This window comes from Acinetobacter pittii ANC 4050, assembly GCF_000399685.1.
Classification (GTDB): Bacteria; Pseudomonadota; Gammaproteobacteria; order Pseudomonadales; family Moraxellaceae; genus Acinetobacter; species Acinetobacter pittii_E.
The window spans coordinates 2,828,772-2,852,500 of sequence record NZ_KB976987.1 but is presented as its reverse complement, the minus strand read 5'-3'; the positions used below and the strand labels follow the sequence as shown (position 1 = coordinate 2,852,500).

Below are 23,729 nucleotides of genomic sequence, written 5' to 3'. Positions count from 1 at the left end.
TTTATAAGCAGATTTATAAGAAAGATTCATGTTTTGTATGGGTTTGGTGAATGCTGGTTATGTACAAATAAAAATGATGAATTTATGTTAAATCTTGCCTATACTAAAAAATCGTTTAACAACATATGAACAAATATGGGTAGTGGTTGTAGTCGCTCCGTTTTAATTTCTTGTCCTAAAAAAACATTTTCCGCACTTTGTGTAGGCGCGCCTGTTGTGTTGCCAAATAAAGATAAAATTCAAACAACACAGGAGCAGGATCAATGATCTTTGAATGGATGTCTGATCCCTCTGCTTGGGTAGGCTTAGCGACCTTAATTGTTCTTGAAATTGTATTGGGGATCGATAACCTCGTTTTTATCGCTATTTTGGCCGAAAAATTGCCGCCAGAGCAACGAGCTAAAGCGCGTATAGTCGGTTTAGTGCTCGCCTTGGGAATGCGTCTTATACTCTTAGCCTCGATTGCTTGGGTTGTGACACTAACTGAACCACTTTTCCATATTTTTGATCATCCTTTCTCTGGTCGTGACCTGATTTTGTTATTCGGTGGTGTGTTCTTACTCTTTAAGGGCACCATGGAATTGCATGAACGAATGGAAGGAAAACAGCTTCATAAAGAAGACAATCCTGTTCATGCTGCGTTCTGGATGGTCATCGTTCAGATTGTCGTGCTTGATGCGGTATTCTCATTAGACAGTGTGATTACAGCTGTAGGTATGGTGAAAGAGCTGTCAATCATGATGGTTGCGGTTGTGATTGCTGTCGGAATCATGTTGTGGGCATCTAAACCACTCATGGACTTTGTCAATAAGCATCCAACAGTCGTTATTCTGTGTCTTGGCTTCTTGATGATGATCGGTTTCTCTTTGGTCGTGGAAGGTTTTGGTTTCCATATTCCGAAGGGCTACTTATATGCTGCAATTGGTTTCTCGGTTTTGGTGGAAATTATCAATCAAAGCATGCGCCGCAATCAGGAAAAGATGGTTACAACCACAGATTTACGTTATCGCACAGCTTCTGCAGTTTTACGTATGTTAGGCAGTAAAAATAGCGGTTCTAGTTCAGATGCCCAATCAGCTGATAAAGAAGATGTACTGGCTACACAAGCGTTTGCAGATGAAGTTTTTGACGAAGAAAACGGCGCTTATCACAGTGTGCTTGTACAAGGCGTACTTGGCTTATCAGAGCGTCCAGTAAAGTCTGTTATGACTCCACGTCCTGAATTAGAGTGGATTGACTTAGACGATGAACCTGAAGTTTTAAAAGAACGTTTAATGTCAATGACTCACTCTCGTTTGATCGTTGCACGTGGTGAGCTTGATAATATTGAAGGTATTGCGCTTACGCATAAAGTTTTAAATAACTTTATTGAAACAGGTGTGATTGATTTCCAAAAGCATTTACGTGAACCTGTGATTGTGCATGAAAATGCTCAAGTACTTATGGTTATGGAACAATTACGTCAAGCTCCTTTACAAATGGCCATCGTATTAAATGAATATGGTTCTATCGAAGGTATCGTAACGCCAATTGATATCTTAGAAGCAATTGCGGGTGAATTCCCGGATGAAGATGAATTAGATGCTGCTGCCGAAAGTTTGGCAGATGGTTCATTAATGCTTGAAGGTTCAACTGACATTCGTCACGTATCACTTTTATTAGGTCGTGATCTCGTTGATGAAAGCGAGCAGTATTCAACTTTATCGGGTTACTTGTTATTCCATTTAGGTCGTTTACCAGAAAATGGTGAAGCTGTTGAGGCAGACGGTTACCGCTTTGAAGTGATTACCATGGAAGGTCATAAAATCGAGAAAGTTCATATTGTTTCTATTGAGCAAGATGAACCAAAAGATTAAATAACGTTTTAAGTCTAGAAACATCATAAAATAGCTCAACTTTGAGCTATTTTTTATTTGAGAAGTACCAAATGACTCAACAAAATTGTCCATGTGGAAAAGGCAGCTATATAGAATGCTGTGAGCCTTTACATTTAGGTGCAGCAAAAGCACTAACAGCAGAGCAGCTTATGCGTTCACGTTATAGCGCTTTTGCATTACAGCAAATCGATTATATTGTGCAAACCACTGCTTTAGGTCAGCAAACAGCTCTTGATAAAGAGGCGATTGCTGAGTGGAGTAAACAAAATCAGTGGTTGGGTTTAGAGGTGGTTAACACCAACGAAAAATTAGATAAAACCCATGCACAGGTTGAGTTCAAGGCTCATTATCATGATGGACAAAAAGCCCAAATTCATCATGAGGTTTCACATTTTGTATTTCATCAGCAACAATGGTTTTTCCTTGATCCAACGGTCGATATGCATGTCACGATGAAGCAACCTTGTATATGCGGTTCTGGAAAAAAATTTAAGCAATGCTGTGCACAATACCTATAACTTTATCTTAAAATACGCCCACTGTTTGGCCTGAGGGAAAGGGCGATGTTACTCACCGTTATTTATATTATTGCGATTACTGCCGAAGCTATGACAGGCGCATTGTCTGCTGGGCGACGGAGTATGGACTGGTTCGGTGTCGTACTGATTGCCTGTGTAACTGCTTTAGGTGGTGGTTCGGTACGTGATGTATTGCTTGGTCACTATCCTTTAACTTGGGTGAAACATCCTGAATATTTGGTTCTGACCTGCTGTGCTGCCTTTGTCACAATCATTATTGCCAAATGGATGCGTCATTTACATAACATCTTTTTGGTACTCGATGCTTTAGGCCTAATTGGATTTACGATCATTGGTTGCCAGATTGCCCTACAAATGGGACATGGTTTTGTCGTGTCGGCAGTAGCAGGGGTGTTGACTGGAGTATCTGGCGGTATTTTACGTGATATTTTATGTAACGATGTCCCATTCGTTTTCCGCCGCGAACTCTATGCGAGTATCTCTTTTGTGGCAGTCATCTGTTACTGGGTTTGCCAAGATTTAGGGTTAAGCCTAGAGTTAACAGTCATTTCAACCCTAATTTTCGGCTTTACCTTGCGTCTGATTGCGATCTATTTCGGTTTAGAAATGCCTAAATTTATTTATAAAGATGATGATGCAGAATCGGCTTCTTCAACCGACGAACATTAATCATGCAGAATTCGATGTGAGCATGCTATAACAATAAAATATATTGTCTTGCTCACTTATTTTTTCCAGTAGAGTTTTTCCTATGGATCTGGTTTCACGTATACAAAATCTTCCAATTGGCAAATTCCACTACACACTATTGTGGGTGGTTGGTTTAGGTTGGATGTTTGATGCGATGGACACAGGGATCATTGCTTTTATCATGACAACGCTTGTTAAAGACTGGGCATTAACACCAGCCGAAAGCGGTTGGATTGTGAGTATCGGTTTTGTAGGAATGGCTATTGGAGCTGTTTGCTCGGGAGCTTTAGCAGACCGCTTTGGCCGAAAGACAATATTTGCCGTAACCATGGCGATCTATAGCATCGCGACTGCCTTATGTGCTTTTGCACCAGATCTAAAGTGGTTATTAATTTTCCGTTTTATTGTTGGTCTTGGACTTGGTGGACAGTTACCCGTTGCAGTGACATTGGTGAGTGAATATATCCCTGCACATGTTCGTGGCCGTTTTATTGTACTACTCGAAAGTTTTTGGGGTTTAGGCTGGTTAGTTGCTGCACTCATTTCTTATTTTATTATTCCTAAATTTGGTTGGCATATTGCCTTTCTTATGGGCGGCCTTCCACTGATTTATATTTTAGTGATTTGGAAAAAACTCCCTGAATCGATACCGTACCTGATTAACCGTGGACGTGTTGAAGAAGCACACGCATTAGTTCAAAAATTAGAAGCTCAAGCAGGTGTACAAATTGTTCACCATATTGAAGTTGTGCCTGTTGCCATGCGACAAAAAGTCTCTTTTAAACAACTTTGGAGTGGTCAATTTGCTCGCCGTAGTTTAATGCTCTGGCTCATCTGGTTTGGAATTGTGTATTCCTACTATGGCATCTTTACGTGGCTACCAAGTTTATTGGTGAAACAGGGCTATGACATCGTTAAATCTTTTGAATATGTTTTGTTGATGATTTTGGCGCAGCTGCCTGGCTATTTAGCAGCGGCATGGTTTGTAGAGCGATTGGGTAGAAAAATTACACTTGCTGCATTTATCGGATTTTGTGCGTTGTCTGCATATTTCTTTGGACAAGCCGACAGTGTGAATAGCATTATGTTTTGGGGCTGTCTCATGTCCTTCTTTAATCTGGGTGCATGGGGTGTGTTATATACCTATACACCAGAGCAATATCCAGCCAATATTCGCGCTTTTGGTTCGGGCTGGGCATCTGCAATGGGCCGTCTAGGCGGAATTTTGGCGCCGATCGTGGTCACTCATATGATGGTTTCCAAAAATGGTTTTAGCCATGTTTTTATGATGTTCACTATTGTTTTACTCTTGGTTGCAGCTGTAATTTTAATATTAGGTGAAGAAACTCAAGGTAAAAGACTAGAGTCGATCGGTCTCTAATTTTGCCTAACTTTATAGCAAGTAACTAAAAATATAGAGAGATGAGACATAATTTGACGCTCAGGTGACAGAGTCCCTCTTGTGTCTGTAACATAGCCCACTTAGCATAAGACTCACTTAAAATAACGACTGATTTGGAAGATAAGCTGACTATGACCAGCCTTGCGCATCAAGCGACAGAAAACCGCTCTGTAGCCGAATTTACTGAACAGGCTTACCTGAATTATGCCATGTACGTCATCATGGACCGTGCATTGCCACATATCAGTGATGGCTTAAAACCTGTACAGCGCCGTATTGTCTATGCCATGAGCGAGTTGGGCTTAAAAAGCAGTGGTAAGCCAAAAAAATCGGCCCGTACTGTGGGTGACGTACTCGGTAAATACCATCCACATGGCGACTCGGCATGTTATGAAGCTATGGTGCTAATGGCTCAGCCATTTAGTTATCGCTATCCTTTAATTGAAGGTCAAGGGAACTGGGGCTCACCAGATGACCCTAAATCGTTTGCTGCGATGCGTTACACCGAGGCAAAACTTTCTGCCTACAGTGAGTTATTACTAAGTGAGTTAGGACAAGGCACGAGTGAATGGCAAGATAACTTTGATGGTTCTTTAAAAGAGCCGATTACGTTGCCGGCACGAGTTCCTAATATTCTGCTGAATGGTACAACCGGTATTGCGGTTGGTATGGCGACCGATATTCCGCCACATAATTTGCGTGAAGTGATTAAAGGAACAATTGCTTTAATTCGTAATCCGCAAACATCAGATGAAAAATTGGCTGAATATATTCCAGCACCAGATTTACCAACCAAAGCTGAAATTATTACGCCGCCAGAAGAATTACTCAAAATCCAGACGACTGGTCGTGGTAGTTACCGCATGCGAGCGGTTTATACCATCGAAAAAAATGAAATTGTGATTACCGAATTGCCGTATCAAGTATCGGGTTCTAAGGTAATTACTCAAATTGCCGACCAAATGCAGGCCAAAAAACTGCCATTAGTCGTTGATATTCGTGACGAGTCTGATCATGAAAATCCAACACGACTCGTGATTGTACTGCGTTCTAACCGTATTGATGCAGAAGCGGTAATGAGCCACTTATTTGCGACTACCGATTTAGAATCGAGCTACCGTGTTAATTTAAACATGATTGGTGAGGATGGCCGTCCTCAAGTTAAGTCGATTCGTCGTATCTTGCTTGAATGGATTGAGATCCGTAAGAAAACGGTAACTCGCCGCTTAGAATATCATTTAAACCGAATTGAAAAGCGCCTGCATATTTTGGCAGGTCTTTTAATTGCTTATCTTGATATTGATACAGTCATTCGTATTATTCGTGAAGAAGATCAGCCTAAACCTGTATTGATGGAACATTTCAAAATTGATGAGATACAGGCAGAAGCAATTCTAGAACTCAAGTTGCGTCATTTGGCAAAACTTGAAGAGATGGAAATCCGTCATGAACAAGATGAGCTTGCTGCAAAAGCTGCCATTATCCGTGAACAATTAGAAAATCCAGAATCTTTAAAGAGTCTGATTATTGGTGAATTAAAAGAAGACGCGAAAAAGTTTGGTGATGAACGCCGTTCTCCAATTGTCGCGCGTGCTGAAGCTGTTCAAATTAGAGAACAGGATTTAATGCCAGCTGAAGCGGTAACAGTGGTTTTATCTGAAGCGGGATGGATTCGTGCTGCAAAAGGTGCGGATGTTGATGCAGAGAATTTAAACTATCGCGCTGGCGACCAATATTTAAGTCATGCGGTAGGTAAAACCAACCAACGAATTTATTTCCTTGATGAGACGGGGCGTAGTTATGCCTTACCTATTAGTAGCTTGCCATCAGCAAGGGGTTTAGGTGAACCACTAAGTTCGAAACTGGCTCCTGCAAGTGGAGTCGCGTTTATTCAGGTCTACTTAGATGATGAAGACTCAGAACTTATTGCTGCTAGCTCATCAGGTTATGGTTTTAAAACTCAAGTTAAACAGCTAGATACTAATGCCAAGGCCGGAAAAAGTTTCTTGTCGGTACCTGAAAAATCAAAAGCTCTACCATTAATCTCTGCCCAAAATATGACACATTTGGCTGTACTCAGCTCAGCAGGTCGACTCCTGATTATTGATTTGTCAGAACTGCCAAATTTAAATAAGGGTAAAGGTAATAAGTTGATACAACTTGAAGCGAAAGAGCAGATTTTATCCATGACAACCCTGAACTTAGATGAAATAATTCAGGTGGTTGCAGGTCAACAACATCTAAAATTAAAAGGTGATGATCTACAAAAATACATGGGTAAACGAGCTTCAAAAGGTCATCTCTTACCACGTGGATATCAAAAAGCAAATAAACTGTTGATTCAGAGATAAAGCTAGCGTCGGGCAACATAAATACGCTATATATGGCAACATGTTCAAGCAATGAACTGAACTTGTTGGTATTGGATAACGATTAAAAGGACAGCAATTTGGAGTACGTAATTTGTACTCCATGCAAAAAATTTGACAGGGTCAAATTGTCAAAACTTCTGTCTCATAATCTTGTTCGAAAGTGTCATGAATGTGCCAATAAGTTTTAAATATGTTCTGGCACCAAGAAGCTAAAGAATAGCTGGGGCATTGAATAACAGTTATTACTAAGGATTACGAATCGGAGATAATGGCATTATGGAAAAGATTTGGTTTGCAGAATACCAAAAAACAGGGATTCCAGAAACAGTAGCATTGCCTGCGGAAAATACTTCTCTTGTTGATATTTTTGAGAGTAATTTCCAAAAATTTGGTTCTCGTGATGCCTTTATCTTCATGGATAAGGCAATGTCATTTAACGAGTTAGAACTTGCAAGCCGTAAGTTCGCGACCTATTTGCAAAATTTGGGGTTAGCAAAGGGAACTCGTGTGGCAGTAATGATGCCGAACGTATTGCAATATCCTGTAGTTGCATTAGCTGTGTTACGTGCAGGTTTAGTGTTGGTGAATGTAAACCCACTTTATACTGCGCGTGAGCTTGAGCATCAATTAAATGACTCGGGTGCAGAAGTACTCGTGATTATTGAAAACTTTGCCAGTGTTTACCAAAGTATTTTAGGTAAAACTCCTGTGAAGCATGTTGTAGTTGCGACAGTAGGGGATATGCTTGGTACACTTAAAGGCACATTGGTAAATTTTGTATTACGTAAAGTACGTAAGCAAATTCCTGCTTGGAATATTCCTGGGCACGTTAAATTTAATACAGCATTAAATAAAGAAAGTCCGAGTAATTATAAACGTCCGAACTTAACTTTAAGCGATACTGCCGTACTTCAATATACGGGTGGTACAACTGGTGTTTCAAAGGGTGCTGAGCTGACTCACCGCAATTTGGTTGCCAACCTTTTACAGTGTGACGGTATTTTCCAAAGTAAATTTGGTGCAAATGATGGGGCTAAAGGCGACCGTATTGTTTGTGCATTACCGCTTTATCATATTTTTGCGTTCATGGTTTGCGCAATGTACGGTATGTATAAAGGTCAAGCAAATATCTTGATTCCGAACCCACGTGATTTACCTGCTGTAATTAATGAATTACGTAAATATCAGCCATCATTCTTCCCAGCAGTAAATACATTATTTAATGCGTTAGTGAATAATGAAGAATTTAAACAGCTTGACCATAGCAATTTAAAAATGGCGATGGGCGGTGGTATGGCAGTATTACCTTCTACAGCAGAAGCTTGGAAGAAAATTACAGGCACAACCATTATTGAAGGTTATGGCTTATCTGAGACTTCTCCGGTAGCGACTGCAAATCCTCCTGCATCTACTGAATTTAGCGGCACAATTGGTATTCCATTACCTTTAACAGAAGTTGCTATTTTAGATGATGACGGTAAAGAAGTTGCTTTAGGTGAGCAAGGCGAAATCTCAATTCGCGGTCCTCAAGTCATGAAAGGCTATTGGAACCGTCCTGATGAGACAGCTAAGGTCATGACAGCGGATGGCTTCTTCCGTACGGGCGATATCGGCGTTATGGATAGCCGTGGTTATACAAAAATTGTAGACCGTAAAAAAGATATGATTTTGGTCTCTGGCTTTAACGTTTATCCAAGTGAAATCGAAGAAGTGATTGCTAAACATCCAAAAGTATTGGAAGTTGCTGCAATCGGTGTTCCAGATGAAAAATCAGGTGAAGTGCCAAAACTCTTTATCGTGAAAAAAGATCAAAGCTTAACGACTGAAGAAATTTTGAACTTTGCTAAAGAGAACTTAACAGGTTATAAACGCCCTCGTTATGTTGAGTTTATGGATGAGTTACCTAAATCAAACGTAGGTAAAATCTTACGTAAAGACTTACGTAAACCAGCTTAAAAAGTTAATGAAAAAGCGCCTTAGGGCGCTTTTTTTGTTTTTATATTTTGTGACTTTTCATAAACCAGCGGTCTATGTAGGGACGGCCAATTCCTACCATTCCAACAAAAACAAGCATTGTGCCAAGTTGTAAGCGTAGATGAGTCAAATCAAGTTGACCATAACTTAAATAATTATCAACAAGACAATATAGAGCAATCACAATTAACCAATGCCATAAAGGAAGCCGTTTAATACCGACTGCAATAAAGGTAATTGTTAAAATGACAAAGGTGCCTAGTGTCGATTGCCAATTCAGATTTGCACAAATTACACTCAATAAAAAAGCAACAATCGGAAGTACGATTTTTAATACACGATCTACCTGAAGTTGATTCTGTTTTTGCTTATCTAAGACTTCAAACAATTCTTTTTGATCAGGTTGTTGCATATATGGCCCTATTAATCAGTGATGACAAGTGATTGCATAAAATTTCAGGTAAAAACGCAATGTTATGATAGCATGATCAACAGTATTTTCAGTGATGGATGGCACTATGCAGGGCATCAGCGGCATTATCTATATTATTTTAGTGGCATGTTTGCTGCCATACGCATTTACCGTAATTGCAAAGTTTACGGGCGGTTTTCAGCCTAGTGACAATCAAAACCCGAGAGCCTTTCTTGCTAAAACAACAGGTCTTGCTGCTCGCGCTAATGCCGTACAACAAAATAGTTTTGAAAGCCTACCATTATTCTTAACAGCTATTTTAATGGCTGAATATATGGTTGTTCCGGAATATTTCATTCTAAGATTAGGTTGGGCTTATATTATTTTAAGAGTTATTTATGGCATCTGCTATTTAAGTAACTGGGCAACTTTACGTTCGATTGTCTGGTTCTTATCTATATTATGTCCAATCTTTTTATTAGTAGTCACGATAAAACTGACTTGAGTGTCATTCTGTCACCATTCATATCAACTTTCGCGTGTGCCCATTGTATAATCGGCATCATTTTGATGATATCCACGCTATAATCGAGTGGATTTTACATCTGACTTCATAACGAAAGAGTATTGATATGAGTTACAGCAATATCCCAGCAGGTAAAGATGCACCAAATGACATCTATGTCATCATTGAAATTCCTGCAAATGCAGCACCAATTAAATATGAAATCGACAAAGATTCTGATGCATTGTTTGTAGACCGTTTTATGGGTACAGCAATGTTCTACCCAGCGAACTATGGTTATGTTCCAAATACTTTGTCTGAAGATGGTGACCCGTTAGACGTACTTGTTGTAACTCCACATCCTGTTGCTGCTGGTTCTGTAATTCGTTGCCGTCCAGTGGGTAAATTAAACATGGAAGATGACGGTGGTATTGATGCGAAATTAATCGCTGTTCCACACGAAAAATTATCTCCACTTTACAAAGACGTGAAAGAATATACAGATCTTCCTCCGTTATTGATTAGCCAAGTTGAGCATTTCTTCAGTCACTATAAAGATTTAGAACCTGGTAAGTGGGTAAAAATTAGTGGTTGGGAAGGTGCTGATGTTGCTAAAGCAGAAGTATTAAAAGCAATTGAAGCTGCTAAATAAGCTTTAATTTATAAGCTCAGAATTTCTGAATTGATATTTTGAGCTTAATAAAAAACCTACCTCTGTTGCCAGACGTAGGTTTTTTTATGCTTGATAGATGTGTGAATTAGAATAATTTCACAGGAATATCAAGGAAGATACGCCATTCATTAGTGTCTGGCATATAGTCTGTAGTATATGCGTCGTCAGCACGGTAGATTGAATTACGTAAACGTAAGCTTGAACCTTTAGCAAAACCAGTTTGAACAGTATATTTTACTTGGTTAAAGAATTCGCTTTCTTTTGAGTCATCTGCACCGTTAGATGTTTTGATATCCCAACCATACACATAAGCTGTAGTCCAGTTTAGACCGGGCAATACACCTAACTTACCAAAGTCGAGGCTATATTGGATTTGTGCAGATTTTTCATCATTACCAATGAAGTCAGACAGGTAAGAGTTTGGCAAATAGACACTTTGACCGCCGTCTTGGTTTGAACCGTAGTTATAACCAATGTTACCGCTGTTTTGTTGATACGCTAACATCACACTATGTGGGCCAGTCGCATAAGTTCCTGAAACTGCCCAAATATTATTAGTTTTGTCTTCACCAGCTGGGCCAGTTGCATATGACAATGCAGCATTTTTATCAAATTTAGTATGATAACCACTGAAGTCATAAGTAAGTGAGCTGTCATTAGCAAGAGGTTGCTTGTAGTTCACATTGACATAATGACGATCAAGTTTGTCTTTTACATCAACACCATAGTACGAACCGTTGAGTTGATCATCAAACTTATATTTTGCGCCCCAAACTACAGCACGGTCTAAACCATTTTGGTCAGTCGCAATTTGGTCAGAGTATTGGTTTTTAGTGAATTTACCAGCAATCACTTCTAAATCTTTAATTTCATGGCTAGTTAACAAAGTACCAGTGAAATATTCAGGTACTAAACGAGCCGTGTTGCTTGCAAGCACAGGCAAATCAAGCACTTGAGTACCATAACGTACAGTTGTATTTGAGAAACGTGCTTTTACGTTAGCACCACCACGCGCCCAATGATCGTAAGCTGAACCATCGTTGTGTTGTGGAATCATGTTATTACCAGCGTTTTTATTTTCGCCGATTTTAAATGAGCCGTCACCAACAACGCCAACACCGAAACCAACAATACCAGGAGTAAAGCCAGAGTCGATATTTACAATTGCCGTTTGAGCAAATGAGCTATTGTCAGCCCTTCCATCTTTTTTATCACGGCTGATGTAACCTGTACGGAAGAGAATAGAACCGTTCGCATCTTCAACAAATCCTTTTGCCTCACTTTGCTCGCTTGCCTGAGCTGAGGAAATTATTGCCGCAGAAATGAGAACTGCTAATGTAAGTTTTTGTGCTTTTAGCATATTTAAAGAACCTCATAAAAACGATAAATCCTGTGCCTTGTTATTGTTCAGGGCCTAGGATTTCCATCAATTGTATAAGTAATCTATAAAAAAGATATATTTTTGTTCATTTTATTTTATATATGCTATGCAGGATTTAATTAATGTGTTAGGGGTTGCCTAGTAGTTTTATAGCCAGATTTTTACACTTAATATATTGTTTAAAATAAAAAAAGTAATTTATTTTTTAGTGGATTTTTACCATTTATTTTTTATTAATAGACCAAAAAAAAGTTGATTTTTGTGTTCATTTTTTGCGCTTTTTTGTTGGATATGTTTACTTTTTAATCTTCTCTTAAGCAGCTTTTTTCAGCAATTTATTTTAAAGAATAGCTAAATTGTTACTTTGTAACATTATTTAAAAATAAAAGTGTATGAAAATAGATCACTATAGTAGGCCGACAGAATATCGTTGGGTTGGTCACATTTAGTGCGCTAGATTGCTTGGATTTTGTGCATTATTATTTTTTCTCAAAATATTGTTTAAAAAAGCTCCAATATGGTTCATTGTTTTAAATTAGAAAATAAATAAAAAATCTAATGAGTAGAAATGCATACTCACAGACCATGTAAGCACTGTCTTTAAAAATTTACGGAGTTTTTATAGCTCGGCTCTAGGTTTAAATAGAGAATTTACATCTATCACATGAACACTTCTCATCTCGGTAATGAGTTTCCGATAAGGGGTTTTCGTATATTTATTATTTTTAATACCACAAGAATTTTATTTTTAATTTATTGTTTTTTATTAATATATTTAAATGAAAAATAAGCGAAAATTTAATTGTAGAATAAATCTGATCTCAAAATTAATGAAGTGCATCGATAGCAAATATGGAATTGGCACAGCAATTGCTAAAGCTTAACCAACACAATTTGTTAATTCATATAAATCGTGCATTCATTGTGGGGGAGATCAAAATGATGAAATTTGCACTTAAGGCCGTGAGCCTTAGTATTTTTGCAGCAAGTTCAACCATGGCTATGGCTGAAGATGCACCATCTTTTTATGGAATCACGGCAACGGGTAGTGTGGCAGCAACCACAGACTATCGCTTCCGTGGTGTGACACAATCATCAAATAACCCAGCCATTCAAGGTGGTTTTACTTTTTCTCATAAGTCAGGTGCTTATGTTGCGCTTTGGGGTTCAAGCGTTGACTTTAATACACCGGGTGTTTCAACTGAAACTGATATTTCTTTAGGTTATACCAACACCTTAAAACTGTCAGACACACTTGCGCCAACTTATGATGTTGGTGTGATCCGTTATGGTTACATTGGCTCTGACTCAAAATTTACTAACCCATACAACGGTGATACTGGTTTTGACTTTACCGAGTTTTATGGAAAATTAACGTTTGCAGACTCTCTATTTAAAGGTGATGCACTTAGTGTCGGTGTGAACTACTCTAACGATTACTGGGGCCACTCTGATGAGTTCTGGTATTTTAACGTTGGGTACTCAGCACCAATTGCGGACACAGGATTTAATGGACTTGCTTCAGTTGGTTATAACAAGCTCAAAAATAAAGACTCTTTACTTGTAGTTGCGGGTGGACCAGGTGAAGACGATAGCTATATCGATTATAAAGTCGGCGTAAACTATAATATCTTGGGTATTGTTGCTGAGCTAGATGTAGTTGGTACAGACATTAGTACTTCTGGTATGACTGATGCTCAGAAAAAACCTTATGACACAGGTTTAGTGTTTAGTTTAACTAAAACATTCTAAGTTTTTATTGTAAAAAAGCGGGTAAATAAACCCGCTTTTTTATTAGTTTTCTATTTCCGAAATTAGCTGTTTTAATTGGCTAAGCTCAATATCCGAGGCTTTGGACAGAGGCTTACGTGGTGCCCCCGCAGCGACACCTTTTAGTTGTAAACCTGCTTTAATCGTTTTGGGTAAACCACCAGTTACAATAAAGCGTAGTAGTGGAAGCTGCTGATAAAATGACTTCTGGGCTTGTTCTAATTCTCCATTTTTTACATATTCAATAAGCTGTTGAGGTCGTTCACCTAACAGGTTTGGTGCAGCTGTACACCAACCGCTTGCCCCAGCACATAGAGCTTCCAAAGCTAAAGGGTTACAGCCGTTATAAAAAGGAAGTTCTCCTTTTGATAATTCATAAATTTTATGCATACGCTGAATATCGCCGCTACTTTCTTTCACCATCGTAATATTTGCAATGTTATTAAACATACGCACGATTAGTTCTGGAGACATATCAACACCACTCGTTGCAGGGTTGTTATAAATCATAATTGGTAAAGTCGTTGCTTGGGCAATCGCTTGGTAATATTCAAAAATTTCTTGATCTGTTAGCTTCCAATAAGATACAGGAATCACCATAAGTGCATCTGCACCATAGCTTTGCGCGATTTGCGCCTTTTTGATGGCTTGATCTGTCGTGAGTTCTGAAATCCCAATAATGACAGGTAGGCGTTTATTAATGCTTTCAATTGAAGTCTTAGCGACTAAACACCATTCATCCCATTCAAGATAAGCGCTTTCGCCAGTACTGCCTAGAGGCGCAATTGCATCGCAACCGTTTTCAATAAGCAAATCCAGCATTTGCTTTAGAACAGGAAGGTTAATGGTGTTGTCATCAGAAAATGGGGTAACCGGGTAGCCAATAATGCCGTTTAGTTTCATGGTCGAAGTCTCTTTTTAAATACAGTCAGAATGTTTTTTCAAAGCTTTACGTGCGTAGTAAGCAAAGTTCACTTTGTTACGTTTATCGGTAGATACCCAGTCATGAGCTTCTATTGCTAAATCGTGTGGGATCGGCTGAATTTGCCCAGCAGACATGGCTAGTAGTTGCAGTTGAGCTGCGCGTTCAATTAAAAGAGCCAAGTTGCATGCTTCTTCAATAGTTTTTCCTGTGACCAGTTGACCATGGTGAGATAACAAAACAGCACGGTTTTTACCTAGAGCAGAAGAAATTAAAATGCCTTCTTCGTTACCTACAGGAACACCTGGCCAATGGCCTACAAAAGAGCAATCTTCATAGAGTGCACAAACATCCATTTGGGAAATCATGAGCGGAATCTGAAGCATGGAAAGAGCCGCTATATGAGTCGGATGCGTATGGATAATGCAGTTCACCTCTGGGTGTTCTTTATAAATCCATGTATGAAAACGATTGGCTGGGTTTGCCATACCTTCTTGATTGATGGGTTCTAAGTCTTGATTCACCTCAAGCAAGTTTGAGGCAGTAATTTCATCAAAACCTAAACCAAAACGTTGGGTAATAAAGGATTCTTTATTTTCACTACGGCAAGTAATTTGGCCTGCTAAACCAGCATCATGGCCATGATCAAATAAAATACGACAAGTGAGAGCAAGCTTTTGGCGGTCAGTTAAATCTGAGTCGCTAATCCACTTTTGCATGTCTTGTTGTGCGTATTGCATCAGATCTTGTTTGTTTACAGAAGCTGTCTTCATCTCTTCTCCAGTCCAGTTGACCAAATTAAGTAGGTGAAGGCAGAATAGAAAACAACTGGATGAATCAATACATCCAGTTTTTATAAGTTATATGGTCCAGATGGGGCAAATATGCTAAGACCTTGGCAAGTACATTTCCGTATTGATGAAAGGGAAGAAAAGACAGTTTTTTTAAAGCTTACCAACTTGATTAGTCAGGAAATTTTGAGTGGCCGTTTAGTACAGGGCACTATGCTGCCGGGGTCTCGTAGCCTTTCAAAAGAATTGGGAATTAATCGAAAAACGGTACAAGCAGTCTATGAAGAATTGGAAGCACAAGGTTGGCTTGTGACTCGGCCTCGAAAAGGCACATTTGTGGCAGATGTTTTACCAGAAAAAAAGCTTCAAATAAAATCAGGATCAGTTCGAAAAGTTAGTGATAAACCAATAATTCAACAAGTTGCCCAGCAGCCCCATAACGATGGTGTGCCAGATCCGAGGCTTATTCCCTATGAGTTATTTTCGAGGGCCTATCGGCACGCACTCATTAAAATTACGCAAAACCAATACATGGGCTATGGTGACCCACGAGGTATGGCTGAGTTAAGGCTGGCGTTACAACAAATGTTGTCGATGGAGCGTTTTATGAATGTTGCCGATGATGAGATTTGTATTGTACGTGGTAGCCAGATGGGAATTTTTCTAGCCTCACGTGCATTACCCAATCGGCAAGGCGTGATTGTTGTTGAAGAGTTGTATTATCCCTCTGCTTTTAAAGCTTTTCAGTCAAATGGCTTTCAAGTGGTTTCTGTCAAATTAGATGAACAGGGTATTGTCATTGACGATATGGAACGGATTTTACAAGAGCACTCAGTTGCTGCAATTTATACAACTCCGCATCATCAATATCCTACAACCGTTACCATGACAATGAACCGCCGTCTTCAACTCTTAGAGCTTTCAAAAAAATGGGGCTTTTATATTATTGAGGATGACTATGATCATGAATTCCACTATCACAGTCGGCCTATGCCACCCTTAGCGAGTTTGCCTCATTCTGAATTAGTCATTCATGTTGGTTCATTGTCTAAAGTTTTTGCACCCGGTATACGCTTGGGTTACATTGTGGCATCGTCATCAGTAATCCAATCGATTACTGAAGATATTTTATTGATTGATCGACAAGGTAATAACATTACTGAACTTGCTTTAGCAGATTTAATGCAACGGGGTGAAATTAAAAGACACATCCGCAAAATGAAAAAGATTTATCAGTTACGCCGTGACCATGCATTAGCTGAGTTTCAAAGGGTTTTTGCAGAGAGTATTCAGATACAATCGCCTGCGGGTGGAATGGCTTTATGGGTAAAATTCCAGAAATCATTTACTCAGGAACAGCTTATAAAATTAAAAGAACTCAACATTGATACAGAGCATAAGTTTAAACAAATCGAGTCTCCTAATCGTTGTATCCGCTTTGGTTTTGCAGCTTTATCAGAGCAGGAAATTACTTCTTTAATCGAGGCCTTAAATGACGCTCTTAATAAAAGAACAGCGGACTTATAATCCGCTGTTTTATTTTTAAGAATGATTTCCTCTATAAGAGAGCGCCTCTGTAAGATGCGGACTTTGAATGACCTCACTTTGAGCTAAATCTGCAATGGTCCGCGCTACTCGTAAAACACGATGATAAGCACGAGCAGATAGATTTAAACGTTGCTGAGCCATTTCAATCATTCGCTGTGAAGTACTATCGAGAGTCGCGTATTGCTCAAGTTGTTTTGGTGAGAGCGCCTGATTCAAACAATCCTGTCTTTGCATTTGTTGTTCATAAGCATAAATCACACGTTGGCGAACACTGCTTGAGTCTTCGGCAGGGGTTGGATCTTGTAGTTCTTGAGCTTTTAATGGCGGTACTTCAATATGTAAATCGATACGGTCGAGTAACGGTCCCGATATACGGTTTTGATAACGTTTAATACTCTCAGGCGAACATTGACAACGACTGTCTTGATTAAATGCATAACCACATGGGCAGGGGTTCATCGCTGCAATGAGCTGAAAGTTTGCAGGGTAGGTAATTTGCCGAGCTGCTCGTGAAATAATGATTTCTTTTGACTCAAGTGGCTGGCGTAAGACTTCTAGCACTTTTCTGTCAAACTCAGGAAGTTCATCTAAAAACAAAACCCCTAAGTGAGATAAGGTAATTTCACCTGGTTTAGGATGAGATCCGCCCCCAACAAGTGCAATCGCTGATGCTGTATGATGGGGCGCTCGAAATGGCCGTTGGCCAAACGTATGCGGTGTATTGGAAATAGAATAAATACTCGCAACTTCAAGTGTTTCTTGATTAGAAAGAGGTGGCAAAATTGAAGGGAGCCTTGAAGCGAGTAAAGTCTTACCAGTGCCTGGTGGTCCTTTAAAGAGCAGCGAATGTCCTCCTGCGGCGGCTATTTCTAGTGCACGACGTGGGCGCAACTGACCTTTTACATCTGCCAGATCAAATTTATAAGGCATTTGGTTTGAGGCAGTTGCAGGTTCAACCGAAGATAGAGATTTCGTGCCCAGAAAATGTTCACAAACTTCTTTTAAGTGACTCACTGGATAACATTCAAGGTTCGGTAAATGGTTAATATCCCGACTATTATCGAGGGGTAAAAGCATTTTATGCTTGGCCTGTTGGCATGCCATGGCCAAAGTTAACGTGCCTGACACTGGTCTTACATGACCATCCAGCGCTAATTCACCAATTAATTCAAAATCTTCGGCACAGTTTTCTGGGAGCTGACCAGACGCAATTAAAATGCCTACGGCAATTGGTAAATCTAGACGTGAACCATCTTTGGGCAAATCTGCTGGCGCAAGATTAATGGTCAGTCGTTTAGTCGGAAATTGGAATCCACTATTAATAATGGCTGAGCGAACGCGGTCTTTACTTTCTCTTACTGCCGCCTCTGCTAGCCCGACAATAGTAAGAGAAGGTAAGCCTTGACTCACATGTACCTCAACCTCAATTAGAGGTGCATGTAAACCCAAAAGTCCCCGTGTATAAATTTTAGAAAAAGACATCTTATTGTTCCATTATGGTGCTTCATTTTTAATCGTTGTAAAGTATAAGTGCGCTACGTTGGTGCTTATTTTTTATTCTTTAAGGCTTCTTCTAATAGATTGACTTGTTTTTGTAGCTCTTCTAAACGTTGATTAGCCGATTGAAGTGCAGTCTTTTGACGGTCAATCTCTTGTTTAGAAACAAGGTCTAACTTTTCGACCGCTTCATTTAATAATGCACGTAAATTTTTTTCCAAATCTTTTTTAGGCTCATCAATTTGTTCCAAAATGGCCTGTAGTAATGTTTCTAACATAAAATATCCAAAGCGTTGTATTACCTTATAGTTTACAGTTTATCACTGCTTGAAGTCGGGATATAGGTTTCAATTCTTTTAGTGCAAATAGAACATTAAAACAGCACTCAACAATACTGAAAATTCATTTTATTTTTAATAGCTCATCTACATCTTGATCACTAAATAGGTTATAAAGAAAGTTCATGCAATAGATTCATTTCCCTCAACCTTTGAAATATTGGCATGAAAATTGAACATAAAACCTTACTGGTGAAAAGAAGCCGAAGGAAACAAACATGAAGCTTGTAACTGCAATTGTAAAACCGTTTAAATTAGATGATGTGCGTGAAGCGCTCTCTGACATTGGTGTACAAGGGATTACCGTAACTGAAGTTAAAGGTTTTGGTCGTCAAAAAGGACATACAGAACTCTACCGTGGTGCAGAGTATGTGGTTGATTTCTTACCTAAAGTAAAAATTGAGATTGCGATCAGTGATGAAATGGTTGACGCGGTAATTGAATCAATTACTCGTGTAGCGAGCACTGGAAAAATCGGCGATGGTAAGATTTTTGTTACTAACCTGGAACAAGTAATTCGTATTCGTACGGGTGAGACTGGACCGGATGCTGTCTAAATTGGCACAAAGCTTGCTGAGTAGAAAATAACTCGCAAATGAGGTTGGGGGACACGAATGAAAAAAATACTTATGGCGCTCAGTCTATCAGGCGCTCTTTTGGGTGGTACTGCCTCTTGGGCAGAAGAAGCTGTAACAACGCCAACATCGGAAGTTACGGCGGCATCAACATCACAAGCTACTACAACCGCAGCAGAAGCACCAGTTGCTGAAACTCCGGCAGCTCCAGCACCGACACCCACTCTTGATACGGGTGACACCTCTTGGATTTTAGTTTCAACCGCATTAGTTTTATTAATGACCATTCCGGGATTAGCATTATTCTACGGCGGTATGGTACGTAAAAAAAATGTCTTAAGTACAATGATGTTCAGCCTTTCAGCTGCAATCTTAGTAAGTTTGCTGTGGGTGATTGCTGGGTATTCAATCGCGTTCTCTGGCACAGGTGCATTTTTTGGTGATTTGTCTAAAGCGATGCTCAACGGAGTGGCGTTTGATGCATTGAGTGGGACAATTCCTGAAAGTCTCTTTGTTATTTTCCAAATGACTTTTGCCATTATTACAGTTGCAATTCTTAGCGGTTCTATTGCAGACCGTATGAAGTATTCAGCTTTCATGGCATTTATTGCAATTTGGGTACTTGTTGTTTATGCGCCAATTACTCACTGGGTTTGGGCAGCAGATGGCTGGTTATTCAAAGCAGGCGCATTAGATTTTGCTGGTGGTACGGTTGTACATATTAACTCAGGTGTTGCAGGTTTAGTTGCTGCTTACATGCTTGGCAAACGTATTGGCCTTGGCCGTGAATCTATGGCTCCTCATAACTTAACTTTAACTGTTATCGGTGCAAGTTTACTTTGGGTGGGTTGGTTTGGTTTCAACGGTGGTAGTGCGTTAGGCGCTGGTGCTCGTGCAAGTATGGCAATTTTAGTGACTCAAGTTGCTGCTGCCGCTGCTGCATTCTCTTGGTTAGTTGTTGAACGTATGATCCGTGGTAAAGCATCTGTATTAGGTGGTGCTTCTGGTGCGGTAGCCGGATTGGTAGTGATTACTCCTGCTGCAGGTTTTGTCGGTGTAGGCGGTGCTTTAGTGATGGGCCTTATCGGTGGCGTCGTGTGCTTTTGGGGTATTACTGCACTTAAACGCTTACTTAAAGCCGATGATGCTTTGGATGCGTTTGGTTTGCATGCGGTAGGTGGTATTGTCGGTGCGATTTTAACTGGCGTATTCTACAGTGATGAAATTATTAAAGCTGCCAACGTTACACTAGCGCCAACATTCGCTGGCCAATTATGGGTACAAGTTGAGGGCGTATTGGCAACCATGGTTTACAGTGGTATCGCGACTTTCGTTATTCTTAAAGTGATTGATCTTGTGATCGGTATCCGTGTGAATGCTGATGATGAGCGTATGGGTCTGGATTTAAGCCAACATGGCGAACGTATTGAATAATCATTATTAATAATCTGCTGTATTAAAAGAACAGTCTTGCGCTGTGATCAAAGTGATGCTTTGATCTTGCTCAGGACTGTTTTTTTGTCTCGAAGAATGCTGGTTCTGTAAGTGTGGAAATTTTGCTACACTAGGTCAAAGTAATCGACCCTATAAGTCCGCTATGCATTGTCCATTTTGCAACGCCGCAGATAGTAAAGTCATCGATTCACGTTTAGCCGCCGAAGGCTGTCAGATTCGTCGACGTCGTGAGTGTGTAAGTTGCGGTGAACGTTTTACCACTTTTGAAAGCTATGAAGTGGTAATGCCCCGTGTGATCAAATCGAATGGAAAAAATGAACCTTTCGATGAGGCCAAATTGCGTCGTTCGTTAATGCATGCGTTGCAAAAACGTCCAGTCACACAAGAGCAGATCGAAACAGTTTTAAGTGATATTCAGTTGCAGATTCGTCGTTTAGGTGAACGTGATGTGAAATCTAGAACAATTGGCGAAATCGTCATGCAATCTTTATTTGCCCTTGACCATGTTGCTTATGTCCGATTTGCCTCTGTCTATCAAGACTTTCAGGATGTTGAAGCATTTCGCCGTCAAATAGAGCAAATGCAGCAACGTGAACACTAATCATTTGAGATTTTTATGTCTGAGTTGAAACAAGATCAGTATTGGATGCAGCAAGCCATTGAACTTGCCAAACGAGGACTATATTCGACCAAGCCTAATCCAAATGTTGGGTGTGTCATTGTCAAAGATGATCAGTTAATTGGTGAAGGTTTTCATCCTAAAGCAGGTCAACCACACGCTGAGGTTTTTGCCTTACGCGAGGCGGGTGAACATGCGCAAGGCGCAACGGCTTACGTTACGCTTGAACCGTGTGCGCACTATGGCAGAACTCCTCCTTGTGCCGAAGCATTGGTGAAAGCCCAAGTTAAAAAAGTAGTGGTCGCTTGTCCTGATCCAAATCCACTGGTTGCAGGGAAGGGCGTTCAGATTTTAAAAAATGCCGGAATTGAAGTAGAAGTTGGCATTTGTGAAGATTTAGCATCAAAACTTAATCAAGGCTTTTTAAAAGCAATGTCTACAGGCATGCCTTATGTACGTTTAAAAGTCGCTTCAAGTTTAGATGGCCGTACTGCAATGGCGTCAGGTGAGTCGAAGTGGATTACCGGTGCTGCTGCCCGTCAAGATGTACAACATTGGCGTGCGATTTCTGGAGCAGTGATTACAGGTATTGAAACTGTGATTGCAGATGATTGTCAGCTTAACGTGCGTTCACTCCGTAATTTTGATATCGAGACGGTTGCTCAGCCAAAACGTGTTGTTTTAGATCGCCAAGGACGTTTGTCACTTAACGCTAAAATCTTAGAGAATCCTGAAACTGTGATGGTGATGGGGCCGTATCGTCAAGAACTTGCTGATTTAGGCGTGATACAATTAGAAATTCAGCCTTTAAAAATGCTGTTACAGACCCTATCTAAGCAACATCAAATTTATGATGTGTTGGTTGAAGCTGGTGCAACATTGTCTACTGCCTTTTTGCAAGAAGGTTTGGTGGACGAATTGATTAGTTATATTGCCCCGACATTATTGGGGAAAAGTGCAAGGGCCATGTTCAATGCAGAGTTTGAATATATGGCACAGCAACTTCGTTTTACACTTCTTGATGTGACACAAATTGATCAAGATATACGCTTAAGGTTAATCCCTACGCAAGAGAAAGTATGAATTCAGAGCCTTCGGTTTATCACAAACGTCGTCATGCAGCCCGTACGACAGACGAATATCTTTTCCATCAGCTTGTGCCGTACTTGGGTAACAAGCGCCGATTGCTCCATCTAATTTTAGAAGCCCTTGAAATTACAGGGACGCTGAATAGTAAGAAAAAGAATCCACCGATTTTTGCCGATTTCTTTGCCGGCAGTGGCGTTGTATCTCGTTTAGCCCGTCAAAATGGTTACCGTGTGATTGCGAATGACTGGGAACCTTACAGCCATGCTTTAAATCATGCGATTTTAGCCTGTGTAGATGCGCCTGCTTTTAAAGAACTGGGCGGCTATCAAAAGGCAATCGATTATTTAAATCGCTTACCTGAAGTTAAAGGTTGGGTAACGCATAACCTTTGTCCACGTAACGATGATGTATACGATCCAACTCGTGACCGTTTATTCTTTAAACGTCGTAATGGTATGCGTATCGATGCAATTCGTCAGCAGATTGCAACATGGCAGGCACAAGGTGCAATTAATGATGTAGAGATGAGTGCTTTGCTTGCACCATTGCTCTATTCAGCCAGTTTTGTCAGTAATACGAGTGGCGTATTTAAAAGTTTCCACCAAGGGTGGGGCGGACGTACTCAAACTGCGCTAGAACGAATTGAGTCATTACTTTGGTTAACACCAAGCCGTTTTTGTGAGATTGGTGACCGTAAACGTCCGGCTGCTGAAATGTGGTGTGTAGATTCACAACATCTAGCAAATCAAATGAGTGGTTTTGAAGTCGATGTTGCTTATCTTGATCCACCATATAACCAACACGCATATAGTAGTAATTACCATGTTTTAAATGCATTAACTTTATGGGATCAGGTTGATTTACCTTCACCGGATACCAAAGGTTATAAGAGTGGTATTGATAGAGCTTGGCGTAAAGAGCGTCCAAGTCCATATAACTCGTCTAAACATGCAAAAGATGCATATGAGAAATTACTTTCAACCATCAATGCGCGCTATATTCTGACCAGCTATTCAACTGATGGTAATATCGAGCCGAAAGATTTGCTTATGGCTAATCTAGAGCGGGGCAAAGTCACCTTGTTGACACAAGATGTTCCGCGTTATCGAGTGAGTAAACAACGACAGTCTGAACGTGCACGCGTGCTTGAGTTTATTGTGATTACTGATACTCATGCCAAGTCAGGACCACCATTACGTCAGTTATTAGGCCAGCTTTACCACTTCGCCGAGCTAGGTGGTGTAGATACCTCAGGTAATAGTACACAGCTCGCACTTTGGTAAGCGCTGCAACTTAAGCA

The 23,729-nt window shown here is 40.1% G+C and carries 21 protein-coding genes; 15 read left to right on the top strand and 6 right to left on the bottom strand.

Features of this window, described 5'->3' with window-relative positions; translation table 11 throughout:
* Nucleotides 1–263 precede the first annotated feature (263 nt).
* From yoaE to fadD, 6 genes are all read left to right on the top strand, one after another.
* The gene (gene yoaE, locus F931_RS17155) at nucleotides 264–1,856 is read left to right on the top strand and encodes a TerC family protein (protein WP_016142475.1); all 1,593 of its coding nucleotides are present in this window, start codon (nucleotides 264–266) and stop codon (nucleotides 1,854–1,856) included.
* Between the two features lie 71 nt (nucleotides 1,857–1,927).
* Nucleotides 1,928–2,395 carry a YchJ family protein gene (locus F931_RS17150; protein WP_016142474.1) on the top strand — a complete coding sequence of 156 codons (468 nt, stop codon included), beginning with the start codon at nucleotides 1,928–1,930 and terminating at the stop codon, nucleotides 2,393–2,395.
* Between the two features lie 45 nt (nucleotides 2,396–2,440).
* Nucleotides 2,441–3,085 carry a trimeric intracellular cation channel family protein gene (locus F931_RS17145; protein WP_002121256.1) on the top strand — a complete coding sequence of 215 codons (645 nt, stop codon included), beginning with the start codon at nucleotides 2,441–2,443 and terminating at the stop codon, nucleotides 3,083–3,085.
* An 82-nt stretch (nucleotides 3,086–3,167) separates the two neighbouring features.
* On the top strand, nucleotides 3,168–4,487 hold the full coding sequence (locus F931_RS17140) for a niacin transporter NiaP (protein ID WP_002121171.1): 1,320 nt from the start codon (nucleotides 3,168–3,170) through the stop codon (nucleotides 4,485–4,487).
* A gap of 152 nt (nucleotides 4,488–4,639) precedes the next feature.
* On the top strand, nucleotides 4,640–6,859 hold the full coding sequence (gene parC, locus F931_RS17135) for a DNA topoisomerase IV subunit A (RefSeq protein ID WP_016142473.1): 2,220 nt from the start codon (nucleotides 4,640–4,642) through the stop codon (nucleotides 6,857–6,859).
* 297 nt (nucleotides 6,860–7,156) lie between these two features.
* Nucleotides 7,157–8,836, top strand: coding sequence for a long-chain-fatty-acid--CoA ligase (gene fadD / locus F931_RS17130; RefSeq protein WP_016142472.1), 1,680 nt, complete (start codon nucleotides 7,157–7,159; stop codon nucleotides 8,834–8,836).
* Between the two features lie 40 nt (nucleotides 8,837–8,876).
* On the opposite strand, the gene F931_RS17125 is transcribed toward fadD, so the two are convergent.
* Nucleotides 8,877–9,266 (bottom strand): hypothetical protein, encoded by a 390-nt coding sequence (locus tag F931_RS17125; RefSeq protein WP_016142471.1) that lies wholly within the window; start codon nucleotides 9,264–9,266, stop codon nucleotides 8,877–8,879.
* A gap of 106 nt (nucleotides 9,267–9,372) precedes the next feature.
* Between F931_RS17125 and F931_RS17120 the strand changes: the two genes are divergently transcribed.
* Together F931_RS17120 and ppa are read left to right on the top strand one after the other, a co-directional pair.
* Nucleotides 9,373–9,771, top strand: a complete 399-nt coding sequence (locus tag F931_RS17120; protein ID WP_016142470.1) for an MAPEG family protein — start codon at nucleotides 9,373–9,375, stop codon at nucleotides 9,769–9,771.
* Between the two features lie 127 nt (nucleotides 9,772–9,898).
* Entirely contained in the window at nucleotides 9,899–10,423 is a 525-nt protein-coding gene (ppa, locus tag F931_RS17115; protein ID WP_002121243.1) for an inorganic diphosphatase, read from the top strand.
* Nucleotides 10,424–10,529: 106 nt separating this feature from the next.
* Here ppa and F931_RS17110 read toward each other — a convergent pair whose 3' ends face one another.
* Nucleotides 10,530–11,804, bottom strand: coding sequence for an OprD family outer membrane porin (locus F931_RS17110; RefSeq protein WP_016142469.1), 1,275 nt, complete (start codon nucleotides 11,802–11,804; stop codon nucleotides 10,530–10,532).
* A gap of 960 nt (nucleotides 11,805–12,764) precedes the next feature.
* Here F931_RS17110 and F931_RS17105 point away from each other — a divergent pair.
* Nucleotides 12,765–13,577 (top strand): TorF family putative porin, encoded by an 813-nt coding sequence (locus tag F931_RS17105; protein WP_016142468.1) that lies wholly within the window; start codon nucleotides 12,765–12,767, stop codon nucleotides 13,575–13,577.
* A gap of 42 nt (nucleotides 13,578–13,619) precedes the next feature.
* Here the strand turns inward: F931_RS17105 and F931_RS17100 are convergent, their stop codons facing one another.
* Nucleotides 13,620–14,498 (bottom strand): dihydrodipicolinate synthase family protein, encoded by an 879-nt coding sequence (locus F931_RS17100; RefSeq protein WP_016142467.1) that lies wholly within the window; start codon nucleotides 14,496–14,498, stop codon nucleotides 13,620–13,622.
* 15 nt (nucleotides 14,499–14,513) lie between these two features.
* On the bottom strand, nucleotides 14,514–15,290 hold the full coding sequence (locus tag F931_RS17095) for an aldolase (RefSeq protein ID WP_016142466.1): 777 nt from the start codon (nucleotides 15,288–15,290) through the stop codon (nucleotides 14,514–14,516).
* A 111-nt stretch (nucleotides 15,291–15,401) separates the two neighbouring features.
* On the opposite strand from F931_RS17095, the gene F931_RS17090 reads away from it, so the two are divergent.
* Nucleotides 15,402–16,835 (top strand): MocR-like pyridoxine biosynthesis transcription factor PdxR, encoded by a 1,434-nt coding sequence (locus F931_RS17090; protein WP_016142465.1) that lies wholly within the window; start codon nucleotides 15,402–15,404, stop codon nucleotides 16,833–16,835.
* 15 nt (nucleotides 16,836–16,850) lie between these two features.
* Here F931_RS17090 and yifB read toward each other — a convergent pair whose 3' ends face one another.
* Both yifB and F931_RS17080 read right to left on the bottom strand, forming a co-directional pair.
* Entirely contained in the window at nucleotides 16,851–18,338 is a 1,488-nt protein-coding gene (gene yifB / locus F931_RS17085; protein ID WP_016142464.1) for a YifB family Mg chelatase-like AAA ATPase, read from the bottom strand.
* Between the two features lie 65 nt (nucleotides 18,339–18,403).
* Entirely contained in the window at nucleotides 18,404–18,631 is a 228-nt protein-coding gene (locus F931_RS17080; protein WP_016142463.1) for an accessory factor UbiK family protein, read from the bottom strand.
* 278 nt (nucleotides 18,632–18,909) lie between these two features.
* Here F931_RS17080 and glnK point away from each other — a divergent pair, with 278 nt between their 5' ends.
* From glnK to F931_RS17055, 5 genes are all read left to right on the top strand, one after another.
* Complete coding sequence (gene glnK / locus F931_RS17075) at nucleotides 18,910–19,248, top strand: P-II family nitrogen regulator (RefSeq protein ID WP_000780326.1); 339 nt, start codon at nucleotides 18,910–18,912, stop codon at nucleotides 19,246–19,248.
* A gap of 57 nt (nucleotides 19,249–19,305) precedes the next feature.
* Nucleotides 19,306–20,700 (top strand): ammonium transporter, encoded by a 1,395-nt coding sequence (gene amtB / locus F931_RS17070; protein ID WP_016142462.1) that lies wholly within the window; start codon nucleotides 19,306–19,308, stop codon nucleotides 20,698–20,700.
* Nucleotides 20,701–20,863: 163 nt separating this feature from the next.
* Nucleotides 20,864–21,322, top strand: coding sequence for a transcriptional regulator NrdR (nrdR, locus tag F931_RS17065; protein ID WP_000543541.1), 459 nt, complete (start codon nucleotides 20,864–20,866; stop codon nucleotides 21,320–21,322).
* 15 nt (nucleotides 21,323–21,337) lie between these two features.
* Nucleotides 21,338–22,423 carry a bifunctional diaminohydroxyphosphoribosylaminopyrimidine deaminase/5-amino-6-(5-phosphoribosylamino)uracil reductase RibD gene (gene ribD / locus F931_RS17060; protein WP_016142461.1) on the top strand — a complete coding sequence of 362 codons (1,086 nt, stop codon included), beginning with the start codon at nucleotides 21,338–21,340 and terminating at the stop codon, nucleotides 22,421–22,423.
* Nucleotides 22,420–23,712, top strand: a complete 1,293-nt coding sequence (locus F931_RS17055; RefSeq protein WP_002121221.1) for a DNA adenine methylase — start codon at nucleotides 22,420–22,422, stop codon at nucleotides 23,710–23,712. Before ribD ends, F931_RS17055 begins: the two co-directional genes overlap by 4 nt.
* Nucleotides 23,713–23,729 lie beyond the last annotated feature (17 nt).

Coding starts and splice junctions, on each gene's coding strand:
- F931_RS17055 (WP_002121221.1), top strand. CDS start 22,420: ATGAATTCAGAGCCTTCGGTTTATCACAAACGTCGTCATGCAGCCCGT.
- fadD (WP_016142472.1), top strand. CDS start 7,157: ATGGAAAAGATTTGGTTTGCAGAATACCAAAAAACAGGGATTCCAGAA.
- yoaE (WP_016142475.1), top strand. CDS start 264: ATGATCTTTGAATGGATGTCTGATCCCTCTGCTTGGGTAGGCTTAGCG.
- F931_RS17090 (WP_016142465.1), top strand. CDS start 15,402: ATGCTAAGACCTTGGCAAGTACATTTCCGTATTGATGAAAGGGAAGAA.
- F931_RS17105 (WP_016142468.1), top strand. CDS start 12,765: ATGATGAAATTTGCACTTAAGGCCGTGAGCCTTAGTATTTTTGCAGCA.
- nrdR (WP_000543541.1), top strand. CDS start 20,864: ATGCATTGTCCATTTTGCAACGCCGCAGATAGTAAAGTCATCGATTCA.
- ribD (WP_016142461.1), top strand. CDS start 21,338: ATGTCTGAGTTGAAACAAGATCAGTATTGGATGCAGCAAGCCATTGAA.
- F931_RS17145 (WP_002121256.1), top strand. CDS start 2,441: ATGTTACTCACCGTTATTTATATTATTGCGATTACTGCCGAAGCTATG.
- F931_RS17100 (WP_016142467.1), bottom strand. CDS start 14,498: ATGAAACTAAACGGCATTATTGGCTACCCGGTTACCCCATTTTCTGAT.
- amtB (WP_016142462.1), top strand. CDS start 19,306: ATGAAAAAAATACTTATGGCGCTCAGTCTATCAGGCGCTCTTTTGGGT.
- F931_RS17110 (WP_016142469.1), bottom strand. CDS start 11,804: ATGCTAAAAGCACAAAAACTTACATTAGCAGTTCTCATTTCTGCGGCA.
- F931_RS17125 (WP_016142471.1), bottom strand. CDS start 9,266: ATGCAACAACCTGATCAAAAAGAATTGTTTGAAGTCTTAGATAAGCAA.
- F931_RS17120 (WP_016142470.1), top strand. CDS start 9,373: ATGCAGGGCATCAGCGGCATTATCTATATTATTTTAGTGGCATGTTTG.
- yifB (WP_016142464.1), bottom strand. CDS start 18,338: ATGTCTTTTTCTAAAATTTATACACGGGGACTTTTGGGTTTACATGCA.
- F931_RS17140 (WP_002121171.1), top strand. CDS start 3,168: ATGGATCTGGTTTCACGTATACAAAATCTTCCAATTGGCAAATTCCAC.
- ppa (WP_002121243.1), top strand. CDS start 9,899: ATGAGTTACAGCAATATCCCAGCAGGTAAAGATGCACCAAATGACATC.
- F931_RS17080 (WP_016142463.1), bottom strand. CDS start 18,631: ATGTTAGAAACATTACTACAGGCCATTTTGGAACAAATTGATGAGCCT.
- glnK (WP_000780326.1), top strand. CDS start 18,910: ATGAAGCTTGTAACTGCAATTGTAAAACCGTTTAAATTAGATGATGTG.
- F931_RS17150 (WP_016142474.1), top strand. CDS start 1,928: ATGACTCAACAAAATTGTCCATGTGGAAAAGGCAGCTATATAGAATGC.
- F931_RS17095 (WP_016142466.1), bottom strand. CDS start 15,290: ATGAAGACAGCTTCTGTAAACAAACAAGATCTGATGCAATACGCACAA.
- parC (WP_016142473.1), top strand. CDS start 4,640: ATGACCAGCCTTGCGCATCAAGCGACAGAAAACCGCTCTGTAGCCGAA.